Genomic DNA, 12,719 nt, shown 5'->3' on the forward strand with positions numbered 1-12,719 from the left:
AGCCAATAGGTGCGCGCCATACCATTGCTGTGCGGCAGCTGTGAAAGCTACTTGCCCGCTGCAGACATCAGAAAAGCGGCCGGCGAGCTCTCTTTGAGAGCCAGCCGGCCGCCGTCGTACTTCTTGAGGTGACTAGCCCATGAGGGCCGAGCCGACGAAGGGGTCGACGGCCAGAGCCAGGAAGACCAGCGTCAAGTACGTGATGGAGGCATGGAAGACCTTCATGGCGTTCTTCTTCGTGACGAGGTCCTTCTTGGAGTTGCTGTAGAGGGTATGTGCCTCGATGAGGAACCAGATACCAGCCGCGGCCGTCACCACGGTGTAGACGATGCCTGCGCCACCGAGCGGGATCATGAGCAGGGAGCAGGCGACCATGGCCCAGGTGTACAGCACAACCTGAACTGCAACCGTCCGGGATCCGGCAACTGCGCCAAGCATGGGGACGTTGGCGGCGTTGTAGTCGTCGCTGTAGCGCATGGACAGCGGCCAGTAGTGTGGCGGGGTCCAGAGGAAGATGATCATGAAGAGAATGACGGCCGGCCACTGCACCGTGTTGGTCACGGCGGCCCAAGCGATCAGTACGGGCATGCAACCGGCGGCGCCACCCCAGACAATGTTCTGGGTGGTGCGGCGCTTGAGGATCAAGGTGTAGACCACCACGTAGAGGAAGATCGCGCCGACGCCCAGGAGGCCGGTCAGCGGGTTGATGCTCCAGAGCAGGGCAATCGAGAGCACCGTCAGCACCCAAGAAAAGACCAATGCCTCACGCGGGGTGATGACGCCTGTCACCAAGGGGCGCTTGGACGTGCGGTGCATGAGTTTGTCCATGTCGCGGTCGATGTAGCAATTGAAGGCACCCGATGCGCCGGCCGCGAGGGCGCCGCCCACCATGGTGGCGATCATGAGCCAGAGGCTGGGAACACCGCTCTTGCCCGAGTAACCCTGCGCAAAGAACATGGTCGGCAAAGTGGTAACCAACAATAGTTCCACGACCCGAGGTTTAGTCAGGGCCAAATAGCCTTTGGCTTTTTCTGAAAAACCGACAGAAACCTTAGGGGAGGTTTCGGAGCTCGGGGCATGCGTCGCACTCACGTGTATGTCACCATGTTTTCGTTGTTAATTCCGCACCTGCCGCAAAATGCCGAACTGTTACTTCATTTGAACCTACGGGCACGCGTCTTGCGGGACCGGCCTGCGCCGTAGCTAATCACTCCATATCATAGCCGCCCTTACCGCTGCACCACTAAAAGCAGGAATGTCAAAGCATGACGGAACTGTTCTCAGCATGTGAAAACTAATCACGTCTAACGCCTAATGTCGTGTAGCTTTAGAAGCGCCTAACACAGCAGAGTCGAGCTATAGTGCCGCTCGTCTGGACATGGCTAAAGTTTACTGAAGGAGTACTGGGGCGCGGGACACAACGAATGATTCGGTTGATGTTCTATGGATGCCCCGGAGTTGCATTTTTTATTCCCATAACGAGAGGGACCTGTCAGTGTCACATCTGGAATTGCCTACATTTACCTGGACCGCCGAAGATCAGCGAGCAGTCGATACTGCACGTATTCTCGCCGCTGACGCTGTGGAAAAGGTCGGTAACGGTCACCCGGGCACCGCAATGTCCCTGGCTCCGGCCGCCTACCTGTTGTTCCAGAAGGTCATGCGCATTGACCCGAAGAACCCGGACTGGCTCGGTCGCGACCGTTTCATTCTGTCCCCCGGTCACACGTCCTTGACGCTCTACGTGCAGTTGTTCCTGTCCGGCTACGGCCTGGAACTTTCTGACCTTGAAGCCTTGCGCACCTGGGGTTCCTTGACCCCGGGTCACCCCGAATACAAGCACACCGCCGGTGTTGAAATCACGACCGGCCCGTTGGGTCAGGGCCTGGCCTCGGCTGTTGGCTTTGCCTACTCACAGCGCCGCATGCGCGGCCTGATGGATCCCGACGCTGCTGAGGGCACGAGCCCCTTCGATCACACCGTCTGGGTTATCGCCTCTGATGGCGATCTCCAGGAAGGTGTCACGAGCGAGGCTTCCAGCCTTGCCGGTCACCAGGAACTGGGTAACCTGGTTGTTGTTTATGACTCCAACCACATCTCCATCGAAGATGACACGAACATCGCCTACTCCGAAGATGTCCTCAAGCGTTACGAGGCCTACGGCTGGCATGTACAGCGCGTTGACTGGACCAAGACCGGCGAATACGTTGAAGACGTTGCCGAGCTGCACGCAGCCCTGGCTGCTGCCAAGGCCGAGACGACTAAGCCGTCCATCATCTCCTTGCGCACCATCATCGGCTTCCCGTCACCGAAGAAGCAGAACACCGGCGCCATTCACGGCTCCGCTTTGGGTGCAGCCGAAGTTGCGGCCCTGAAGGAAGTTCTGGGCTTCAACCCGGAAAAGAACTTCGAGGTTGAGCCTGCTGTTCTGGATCACGCTCGCAAGCTCGTTGAGCGCGGCGCGGCAGCACGTGAAGAGTGGAACACCAGCTTCGAAGCGTGGAAGAGCGCTAACCCGGAGAACGCCGCAACGCTCGATCGCATCGAGAAGAAGGAACTTCCCGCAGCATGGGAAGAAAACCTTCCGGTCTTCGAAGGTGGCAAGGATGTTTCCACCCGTGTGGCTTCAGGCAAGGTCCTGAACGCTATCGGTGGCGTTTTGCCGGAACTCTGGGGCGGTTCTTGCGACCTCGCCGGTTCCAACAACACCACTATTGAGGGCGGCGGATCCTTCGTCCCGGCCTCGAAGCAGACCGAAACCTGGTCCGGTGGCCCCTACGGCCGCGTACTCCACTTCGGTATCCGCGAGCACGCTGCCGCATCGATCGTGAACGGTATCCACCTGAGCGGGCCCACACGCGCCTTCTCCGGTACCTTCTTGATCTTCAGCGACTACCAGCGCCCGGCCATCCGCCTCTCGGCTCTCATGGGTGTCCCGTCCGTGTACGTCTGGACGCACGACTCCATCGGCCTCGGCGAAGACGGACCCACCCACCAGCCGGTTGAGCAGCTCTCGAGCCTGCGTGCGATTCCGGGACTGGACGTTGTCCGCCCCGGTGACGCCAACGAGGTCTCGGCTTCCTGGAAGAAGATCCTGGAAACCAAGGACAACCCGGCTGGCATCGTGCTGACCCGTCAGAATATCCCCACCTACGCCCGTGGCGCAGGTGCGGCTACCGCCACCGAGTTCGCTTCGGCTGAGCTGGTAGCTAACGGTGGTTACGTTCTGGCAGAAGCAGTGTCCGACGGCGCTGTTGTCACCCCCGAGGTCATCTTGATCGCCACGGGTTCCGAGGTTCAGCTTGCTGTGGAAGCCCGCGAAGCACTGGCCGCCGATGGCATCGCTGCCCGCGTTGTCTCGATGCCGTGTGTCGAGTGGTTCAACGCTCAGAGCGCCGAGTACCGCGAGCAGGTTCTGCCGAAGGCCATCAAGGCCCGCGTTTCGGTTGAAGCCGGTCTGGCTTTGGGCTGGCGCGAATTCGTCGGCGACGCCGGCCGCTCCATCTCCCTCGAGCACTTCGGTGCATCCGCTGATTACAAGGTGCTGTTCAACGAATTCGGTATCACCACCGAAGCCGTGACCGCAGCAGCCAAGGACTCCTTGGCTGACGCTAACGCCTAAGAGGCGAAAACTGAGGATGCCGTGTCGTTCGGGACGATCCTGAGCGACACGGCACCTCGCACCACCCCTCATCTTCAAGGTGTTCCCGCTGGCACCAACTAGCCTCGCCGACTCAATCCGGCCTTCCTTCTCCGGCCGCGGGAACACGACACCCCACCAATAGGTTGCACACTAAAGAAGCATGCAATCTGCCGGTACTTAAGTTCAAGGAAGTAAGCACAATGACGAATTCAACTCCCACCGCAGACCTCTCAGCTGCCGGTGTCTCGATCTGGCTTGACGATCTCTCCCGCAGCCGCATCAGCAGTGGTAACCTCACCGCGCTGATTGCCGAAAAGAACGTTGTTGGCGTTACGACCAACCCCAGCATCTTCGAAGCAGCCATCACGAAGAGCGATGACTACAAGCCTGAGCTGAAGAAGTTCTCCGCTGCTGGCATTTCCGCCGAAGAAGCTGTCTTTGAATTGACCACAGCAGATGTTGCTGACGGTTGCGATATCTTCGCTGGCATCGCCGACGCCACCAAGGGTGTCGATGGCCGCGTCTCCATTGAAGTTGATCCCCGCAAGGCCTGGGACACCGAAGGCACCTTCGAAGAAGCCAAGCGCCTCTACGCCAAGGTCAACAAGAAGAACGTCTTGATCAAGATCCCCGCAACGCTTGAAGGCCTCGGCGCCATCACGTCCACCTTGGGCGAGGGTATCAGCGTCAACGTCACCTTGATCTTCTCCCTCGAGCGCTACCGCGCCGTCATGAACGCCTTCTTGAGCGGTCTTGAACTGGCCAAGGCTAACGGTCACAATCTGGCCGACATCCACTCCGTTGCTTCGTTCTTCGTTTCCCGCGTGGACCTGGAAATCGACAACCGCCTCGATGCCCTCGGCACCGAGGAAGCTGCAGCCCTGAAGGGCAAGGCCGGACTGGCCAACGCTCGTCTCGCCTACCAGGCCTTCGAGGAAGTCTTCTCCTCCGAGCGCTGGGCCGTTCTCGCCGAAGCCGGCGCACTCCCCCAGCGTCCGCTGTGGGCCTCCACCGGCGTCAAGAACCCCGCCTACCCCGACACCTTGTACGTCACCGAATTGGTTGCCGCTCACGTCGTCAACACCATGCCGGAAAAGACTCTGGATGCCACCTTCGACCACGGCGTGGTCAAGGGCGACACCATCACGGGCGGCTACGAAGAAGCTAACGCTCTTCTGAACCAGCTCGAAGGTCTCGGCATCTCCTACAACGACGTTGTCGGCGTTCTTGAGACCGAAGGCCTGGACAAGTTCGTCGCCAGCTGGAAGGACCTCCTGAACCACGTTCAGGTTGCTCTTGACGCTGCCGGCGCGGAAGGCTGAGCACCATGACATCACTGGCATTTGCAGCCACTGGTGCGGCTAAGGCTGCTGGCGATGCTCACCTGATGACGCTTGTCGCCGATCAGGTTGCTTCGCGGATCTTCGCCAAGGACGCCACCCTGTGGGGCGCCGACGCTGAAGCAGAATCGGCCATCCGTCTGGGTTGGGTCGAAGCCCCCGAGGTTTCCGCCGTGCTCTTGGCCGACATCACCGCCTTGCGCGATGAATTGCGTGCCGAAGGCATCAACCACATCGTGCTCTGCGGCATGGGTGGCTCCTCCCTCGCGCCTGAGGTCATCACCGGTACCGCCGGTGTTGAGCTGAGCGTTCTGGACAGCACCGATCCCGCCCAGGTGCGCGCCGCTATTAGCGACCGCCTGGCCACGACGGCCATCGTTGTCTCCTCGAAGTCGGGTTCCACCTTGGAAACCGACTCACAGCGCCGCATTTTCGAGCAGGAATTCAATGCCGCTGGCATCGATGCGAAGTCACGCATCATCATTGTCACGGATCCGGGTTCCCCGCTGGACGGTTCCGCCCGCGAGGCTGGCTACCGCAAGGTCTTCAACGCTGACCCCAACGTGGGTGGCCGCTACTCGGGTCTGACGGCTTTTGGTCTGGTCCCCTCCGGCTTGGCCGGCGTGGATCTTGCCGCCTTGCTTGATTCCGCCGAAGAAGCAGCAGAGATGCTGCGTGATGACGATGTTGACAACGTAGGTCTGCGCCTCGGCGCCGCCCTCGGTGGCACCTCGCCCCTGCGCAACAAGATCGTGATCGTCGAAGACGGCTCGGGCATTGTTGGTTTCCCCGACTGGGCCGAACAGCTCATCGCCGAATCCACGGGCAAGCTCGGAACGGGCGTTCTGCCGGTTGTTGCCTCGCCGAACTCCCCCGAGGTGCTCAACGGTGCCGCGGACGTTCTTGTGGTGCGGCTGGTAGCCGGGGACTCCGACGTCGAACTTCGTGACAACGAAGTCAGCATCGCCGGTGACCTGGGCGCACAGATGATGGTGTGGGAATTTGCCACGGCCGTCGCCGGTCGCCTGCTGGGCATCAACCCCTTCGATCAGCCGGACGTTGAGGCAGCGAAGTCTGCTGCTCGCGGCCTGCTCGACGCGACTCCGGCCCCGACCCCGGCACTGTTCACCGACGGTGCCGTCGAGGTCCGTACGGCCAATAACGACGCCGGATGGCTGGCTGAGGTTTCGACCCTCGCCGACGCTATCACCGCCTTGACCGGTACCTTGCAGAGCGATGGCTACCTTAGCGTTCAGGTTTACCTCGACCGCTTGGCCAACGCTCCCCTAGAGCAGGTTCGCGACGAGCTTGCAGGCCTCAGCGGCCGTCCCGTCACCTTCGGGTGGGGCCCGCGCTTCCTGCACTCCACCGGCCAGTTCCACAAGGGCGGCCCCGCAGTGGGTGTCTTCCTTCAGGTAACAGGTGCCGCACAGGAAGATCTGGCAATCCCGGAACGGCCGTTTAGCTTCGGAGAGCTCATTGCAGCTCAAGCCGCTGGCGACGCAGCCGTCCTCGCTGACCATGGGTGCCCGGTACTGCGTCTGCATTTCACGGACGTTGCCGCCGGCGTTGCTCAACTAGAAACTGTGGTGGCCGAACTTGCTGGCCGTCCCTTAGACGCATAAGGCAGCCTCTCTCAAGATGTCATCCTCTGCCACAAAAAACACTGAAAACCCGCTCCGGGACAGTCGCGATCGGCGACTGTCCCGGGTGGCGGGCCCGTCTTCCCTGGTGCTCTTTGGAGTCACCGGGGATTTGTCCCGCAAGAAGCTCATGCCTGCGGTATATGATCTGGCGAACCGCGGATTGTTGCCGCCTAGCTTTGCCCTAGTAGGTTTTGGCCGTCGGGCCTGGTCTGATGCCGAATTCGCAGCGGAGGTCCAGAAATCGGTTAAGGCACATTGCCGTACACCCTATGATGAGACCGTCTGGAATCAGCTCAGCGAAGGTATTCGCTTTGTGCAGGGTGAGTTTGACGACGATGCCGCCTTTGAGCGGCTCAAGGCCACCTTGGCCGAGCTCGACGAAACGCGCGGTACACGAGGCAACCATGCCTTCTACCTCTCGATTCCGCCGAAGGCTTTTGAGCTGGTGTGTAAGCAGCTCTCGGAGCACAAACTGGCACAGGCTCCTGATGGATCCTGGCGTCGGGTTGTCATCGAGAAACCGTTTGGTCACAACCTCAAGTCGGCGCGCGCGCTCAACGACATCGTTGAATCGGTATTCCCGCCGGATGCTGTCTTTAGGATCGACCACTACCTGGGCAAGGAAACCGTTCAAAACATCCTGGCCCTGCGTTTCGCCAACCAGCTCTTTGAGCCGTTGTGGAATGCAAACTTTGTCGATCACGTACAGATCACCATGGCCGAGGATATCGGTACCGGCGGTCGTGCGGGATACTACGACGGCGTGGGTGCTGCCCGCGACGTCATCCAGAACCACCTGCTACAGTTGCTGGCCCTGACGGCCATGGAGGAGCCCATCTCCTTCAACGCAGATCACCTGCGGGCTGAAAAGGAAAAAGTTCTCGCAGCCGTCAAGTTGCCAGAGGACCTCTCGGCTCACTCGGCACGCGGACAGTTTGCTGGTGGCTGGCAAGGTGGCGAGCATGTGCTCGGTTACCTGGAAGAAGAGGGCATTCCCGCTGACTCCACTACCGAGACCTTTGCCGCTATCCGCCTCGACATCAACACCCGTCGTTGGGCCGGTGCGCCGTTTTACCTGCGCGCAGGCAAGCGTCTTGGCCGTCGCGTGACGGAAATTGCTGTTGTGTTCAAGCGCGCCCCCAATCTGTTGTTCACGGACCACGCCGAGGATGACTTCGGTCAGAACGCCGTCGTTATTCGCGTCCAGCCCGACGAGGGTGTCACGATCCGTTTCGGCTCCAAGGTTCCAGGAACCCAGATGGAAGTTCGGGATGTCACGATGGACTTTGGCTACGGCCACGCGTTCACCGAGTCCAGCCCGGAGGCCTACGAACGACTCATCCTCGATGTGTTGCTCGGTGAGCCGCCGCTGTTCCCCCGTCACGAAGAAGTTGAGCTGTCCTGGAAGATCCTTGACCCGTTTGAGGAATTCTGGGCGGCCGAAGGCATTCAGCCGGAAGCCTATGAACCCGGCAGCTGGGGTCCGTCTTCAGCTGACGAACTCTTGAAGCGTGATGGAAGGACGTGGCGCCGACCATGATCGTTGACCTCCCCAATACAACCACCTCTCAGATCACCAAGCGCATCGTGAAGATGCGTGAGCAGGGTGGCGTTGTCGCCCTGGGTCGCGTCTTGACCCTGGTGGTCATCACGAAGAGTGGCCTGGAAGAAGAAGCCATCGAGGCTGCCAACCTGGCCAGCCGCGAGCACCCGTGCCGCATTATTGTCCTGGCTGCCGGTTCGCCGGAAGCGGCAACCTGCTTGAATGCCGAGATTCGTGTTGGCGGCGACGCCGGTGCCTCTGAGGTTATTGTGCTGCGCGGTTCAGGTGAGCTGGCGGCTGAGAGCGAATCAGTCGTTTCGGCGTTGCTCTTGCCAGATGCTCCCATTGTGGCCTGGTGGCATAGCGAGGCACCCGAGTCTCCCATCAAGTCCCCCGTGGGGCGCATTGCGCACCGTCGCATCACCGACTCGGCCAATGCGGCCGATCCGCGTGACGCGCTCAAGCACATTGCGGCCACGTATGCAGATGGCGACACCGACCTGGCCTGGACGCGTTTGACGAGCTGGCGTGTTCAGCTCGCCGCCGCCCTGGACCAGTACGATGGCTCAGATCCCATCGAGGGTCTTCAGGTGGAAGGCGCGAGCGACTCCCCCAGCACCTTGTTGTTGGCGGCGTGGCTCCACCGTGCCTTGGACGTCCCCGTCACAGTGACCGAGGATCCTCGCGGAACCGGAATCCGTCAGGTCATCATTGAGCGGAGCAAGGGCAATATTTCCCTGACCCGCCCGGGCACCATGGAAGCTTCCCTGACTCAGCCGGGCCAACCGGAGCAGAAGATTTCCCTGCCGCGTCGTTCTTTGCAGGACTGCTTGGCCGAGGAATTGCGTCGGCTCGACCCGGATTTGGTCTTTGGCGAGGTCATCACCGAGGGCCTCATCAAGTTGTTGGCCGAAGAAAAGGTTGTTAAGGCATGAGCAAAAATGTCCGCATCACTCCCCATCCGAGCTTTGACGTCTTGGCCGCCACCACGGCTGCCAGACTGATCACTCGGCTTCTGGACGTTCAAAGCGAACGTGGCGAGGCAACCGTTGTTCTCACGGGCGGCAGCGTCGGCATCGCCACCTTGCGTGAGATTGCCCAGTCACCGGCCCATTTGGCGGTTGACTGGAGCAAGGTGAACTTCTGGTTCGGCGATGACAGATTTGTGGCCGCCGATTCTGCTGACCGTAACTACGGTCAGGCAGCCGAGGCCTTGTTGAACCACATCCCCGTGGATCCGGCGCGTGTTCACATCATGGCCGCCTCGGATGAGGTGGCCGATCTGGATGAGGCTGTTGCCAGGTATGCTGCCGAGCTAGCCGATGCGGCCCGGCAGGAATGGGAGAACGACGACGCGTCCCCCGCGGAAGCTCCCGTCGTACCCCGTTTTGATGTTCTGCTGCTGGGCCTCGGCCCGGACGCTCACATTGCCTCGCTCTTCCCCGAGATGGCGGGAATCCGTACCAAGGGTTGTTCCGTGGTGGGAGTGCACAATTCCCCCAAGCCTCCGCCCACGCGTGTGTCCTTGACCTTGGAAACCATCAACTCGGCCCAGGAAATCTGGATTGTTGCAGCGGGAGCGGACAAGGCTGCGGCCGTTGGCCTCGGTCTCGCTGGCGCCAATGCCTTCCAGGTACCGGCGTCCGGTGCCCGCGGCGTCAACAAGACCATGTGGCTGATTGACGAAGCCGCAGCGGCAAAGGTTCCCTCGGCGCTGATGCGCCGCGAGCACTAAAGCAGCAAGAGCCCCTTGGGGCATAAATGCCATAGCTGGGCATTCTCGCTATAGTTCGAGCTATAGCGAGAATGCCCAGCTATGGCATTTCTCGTAGGGCAGCTCTTACCAGCCCAAAAGGGCGCAAAAAAGTCCCGTCCAGCGGAAGAAGGACGGGACTTTTTTGCGTTCTACGTGCTGTGGCGCGTGCTTAGCCGCCGATGTTGCCGTAGGACATGATCAGGCCAAGGCCAATGATGACCGCACCCCACACGAGTCCGAGGACCACCGTGAAGCGGTTGAGGTTACGCTCGGCTACACCGGAGGAGCCAAGGTTGGAGCTCATGCCGCCACCGAACATGTCAGACAGACCGCCGCCACGGCCCTTGTGCAGCAGAATCAGCAAGGTCAACAGCAAGCTGGTGACACCCAGAAGGATCTGCAGGGCGATTTGTAGTGCTTCCACGAGTTGCCTTTCAGCGTGGGGATGGAGCCGCCCAGGACTTGGGCTGCCAAAAAATTAGTGCGTTCGAAGATACACCGCCTCGTCCGAGGGCCTCGGAGTATCCGCAATCAAGTCTAACCGTGTCCACCCACACATAGCGAATGGACACGGTTCAAGACTGACCCCAATGGGGCGCGGGGACTACTTCGTGACGAGGTGGCTTTCGAAGCGGGCGATGTTAGCGAATTCGCCGGCATCCAGGCTTGCGCCACCCACGAGTACACCGTCAACGTCGCGCTCTGCCATGATGGCACCAACGTTGTTGGCCTTGACTGATCCGCCGTAGAGCAGACGCGTCTTAGCGGCGGTTTCAGCGTCGAAGAGTTCCACGAGTTCGGCGCGGATAGCGGCGCACATTTCCTGCGCATCTTCCGGTCCAGCAACTTCGCCAGTGCCGATGGCCCAGACGGGCTCATAGGCGATAACGAGCGTTGCAGCCTGCTCAGCGGTCAAACCGGCAACGCCGGCGCGAACCTGTGCGAGCGTGTGCTCCACGTGGGTTCCGGCCTGGCGGATTTCCAAGCCCTCGCCAGCGCACAGCACGGGGGTAACCTCGTTGCGGTAAGCGGCCTTGACCTTGGAGTTCAGCAGCTCGTCGCTTTCCTGGTGGATTTCACGGCGTTCGCTGTGACCAACCAGAACATAAGCACAACCGAGCTTGTTCAAGAACGCACCGGAGATATCACCGGTGTAGGCGCCGGAATCCTGAGCAGACAGGTCCTGTCCACCATAGGCCAGCTTGAGCTTGTCGCCTTGGACCAAGGTCTGGACACCGCGGAGGTCGGTGAACGGCGGGAAGACAGCAACTTCCACCCGGCTGAAGTCGTGGCGCGCATCGGACAAGGTCCAGGCGAGCTTTTGCAGCAAGGTGATGCCCTGGACGTGGTCCATGTTCATCTTCCAGTTGCCAGCGATCAGCGGCGTCCGGTCAAAATTACCGTTGGTTGAAGTTGTCATCGTCATCTCGATTCTTGCGTAACTTAAATACAACTATTGTCATTCAGCGCCAAAGAGTCTTTGGCAAAAGTTTGCGTGCACAAAAAGATGGCGGCAGGAAGACCTGCCGCCATCTTCAGTCTCTAGCGGTCCAGGGCCAAGAGGCCCGGGAGTTCCTTACCTTCAAGGTACTCCAGGCTTGCGCCACCACCAGTGGAGATATGACCGAAGGAATCATCGGCAAATCCCAAGGAGCGAACGGCCGAGGCCGAGTCGCCACCACCAACAACGGTGAAGCCACCATTGCTGCTGTTAGTGCTCAATGCCTGGGCGACGGCACGGGTACCGCCGGCAAAAGCAGCAAACTCAAACACACCCATGGGTCCGTTCCAGAACACCGTCTTCGCAGCGGCAATAGCCTCGGCGAACGCTGCTCCGGAGACCGGGCCGATATCCAAGCCAAGACCCTTCTCACCGAAGGAGCTGCCTTCGATGGCATCGGCGGCAACCACTTCGTGAGCGGCATCGGCAGCGAAGCCGGCGGCTACGACGACGTCGCTGGGCAACACGAAGGTCGTTCCGGCAGCCTCGGCGCGTGCCAAGTAGTCCTGAACAACGGGGATCTGGTCAACTTCGAGCAGCGAGGCGCCAACCTTGTGGCCCTGAGCAGCCAGGAAGGTGAACAGCATGCCGCCACCAACCAGGATAGAATCAGCCTTGCCGATCAAGTTATCGATCACGGCCAACTTGTCCGAAACCTTGGATCCACCCAAAACCACGACGTAGGGACGTTCCGACTCGGTGGTGAGCTTGCGCAGCACCTCCAACTCGGTACGGACCAGATCACCCTGGTAGGACGGCAAAACCTTGGCAATGTCGTAGACACTGGCGTGCTTGCGGTGAACGGCACCGAAAGCGTCGTCAACATAAGCGCCATTCGTGCCCGTCAGGGCGGCGAGCTCGGCAGCGAAAGCTGCGCGTTCGCCGTCGTCCTTGGAGGTTTCGCGAGCATCAAAGCGCACGTTTTCCAGAACTAAAACCGAACCGTCAGCCAAATCGGCGGCGGCAGCCTGAGCGGCTGGACCGGTCGTGTCGGCTGCCAAGGTGGCGTTGAGTTCCGGAGCCAATTCAGCCAAGCGTGCCACGGCCGGAGCCAGGGAGTACTTTGCTTCGGGGGCACCCTTGGGACGGCCCAGGTGGGCGCTGACCAGAACACGGGCACCGGCGTTAGCCAGGGCCGTGATAACAGGGATCGACGCCTTGATGCGTCCATCATCACTGACGTTAGAGCCGTCGAGCGGCACGTTCAGGTCACTTCTGACCAGTACGTACCGCCCGCGGACACCTTCATCGATGAGTTCGTTGAGGGTGTGAAGAGTCATTCGCGTTTTA

General features: G+C 60.5%; 10 protein-coding genes. 6 read left to right on the forward strand and 4 right to left on the reverse strand.

Going from position 1 to position 12,719, the window contains the following annotated elements; translation table 11 throughout:
* Nucleotides 1-132: 132 nt before the first annotated feature.
* Nucleotides 133-1,092 carry a heme o synthase gene (locus CVS30_RS10060; protein WP_370800778.1) on the reverse strand — a complete coding sequence of 320 codons (960 nt, stop codon included), beginning with the start codon at nucleotides 1,090-1,092 and terminating at the stop codon, nucleotides 133-135.
* Nucleotides 1,093-1,447: 355 nt separating this feature from the next.
* Here CVS30_RS10060 and tkt point away from each other — a divergent pair, with 355 nt between their 5' ends.
* The 6 genes from tkt (at nucleotide 1,448) to pgl (ending at nucleotide 9,907) form a co-directional block, all read left to right on the forward strand.
* Nucleotides 1,448-3,622, forward strand: coding sequence for a transketolase (tkt, locus tag CVS30_RS10065; RefSeq protein WP_110485209.1), 2,175 nt, complete (start codon nucleotides 1,448-1,450; stop codon nucleotides 3,620-3,622).
* Between the two features lie 221 nt (nucleotides 3,623-3,843).
* The gene (gene tal, locus CVS30_RS10070; protein ID WP_110485210.1) at nucleotides 3,844-4,965 is read left to right on the forward strand and encodes a transaldolase; all 1,122 of its coding nucleotides are present in this window, start codon (nucleotides 3,844-3,846) and stop codon (nucleotides 4,963-4,965) included.
* A gap of 5 nt (nucleotides 4,966-4,970) precedes the next feature.
* Nucleotides 4,971-6,608, forward strand: a complete 1,638-nt coding sequence (locus CVS30_RS10075; protein WP_110485211.1) for a glucose-6-phosphate isomerase — start codon at nucleotides 4,971-4,973, stop codon at nucleotides 6,606-6,608.
* A 16-nt stretch (nucleotides 6,609-6,624) separates the two neighbouring features.
* Nucleotides 6,625-8,169 carry a glucose-6-phosphate dehydrogenase gene (gene zwf / locus CVS30_RS10080; RefSeq protein ID WP_110485212.1) on the forward strand — a complete coding sequence of 515 codons (1,545 nt, stop codon included), beginning with the start codon at nucleotides 6,625-6,627 and terminating at the stop codon, nucleotides 8,167-8,169.
* Nucleotides 8,166-9,107, forward strand: a complete 942-nt coding sequence (locus CVS30_RS10085) for a glucose-6-phosphate dehydrogenase assembly protein OpcA (protein ID WP_110485263.1) — start codon at nucleotides 8,166-8,168, stop codon at nucleotides 9,105-9,107. Before zwf ends, CVS30_RS10085 begins: the two co-directional genes overlap by 4 nt.
* Complete coding sequence (pgl, locus tag CVS30_RS10090) at nucleotides 9,104-9,907, forward strand: 6-phosphogluconolactonase (protein WP_110485213.1); 804 nt, start codon at nucleotides 9,104-9,106, stop codon at nucleotides 9,905-9,907. The genes CVS30_RS10085 and pgl overlap by 4 nt, the downstream gene beginning before the upstream one ends.
* Nucleotides 9,908-10,097: 190 nt before the next feature.
* Here pgl and secG read toward each other — a convergent pair whose 3' ends face one another.
* From secG to CVS30_RS10105, 3 genes are all read right to left on the reverse strand, one after another.
* Entirely contained in the window at nucleotides 10,098-10,352 is a 255-nt protein-coding gene (secG, locus tag CVS30_RS10095; RefSeq protein ID WP_110485214.1) for a preprotein translocase subunit SecG, read from the reverse strand.
* A gap of 180 nt (nucleotides 10,353-10,532) precedes the next feature.
* Nucleotides 10,533-11,348: a triose-phosphate isomerase gene (gene tpiA / locus CVS30_RS10100; protein WP_110485264.1), complete on the reverse strand. Its 816-nt coding sequence runs from the start codon at nucleotides 11,346-11,348 to the stop codon at nucleotides 10,533-10,535.
* Between the two features lie 122 nt (nucleotides 11,349-11,470).
* On the reverse strand, nucleotides 11,471-12,709 hold the full coding sequence (locus CVS30_RS10105; protein WP_110485215.1) for a phosphoglycerate kinase: 1,239 nt from the start codon (nucleotides 12,707-12,709) through the stop codon (nucleotides 11,471-11,473).
* Nucleotides 12,710-12,719 lie beyond the last annotated feature (10 nt).

It is taken from the genome of Arthrobacter psychrolactophilus (genome assembly GCF_003219795.1).
In the GTDB taxonomy this organism is placed as follows: domain Bacteria; phylum Actinomycetota; class Actinomycetes; order Actinomycetales; family Micrococcaceae; genus Specibacter; species Specibacter psychrolactophilus.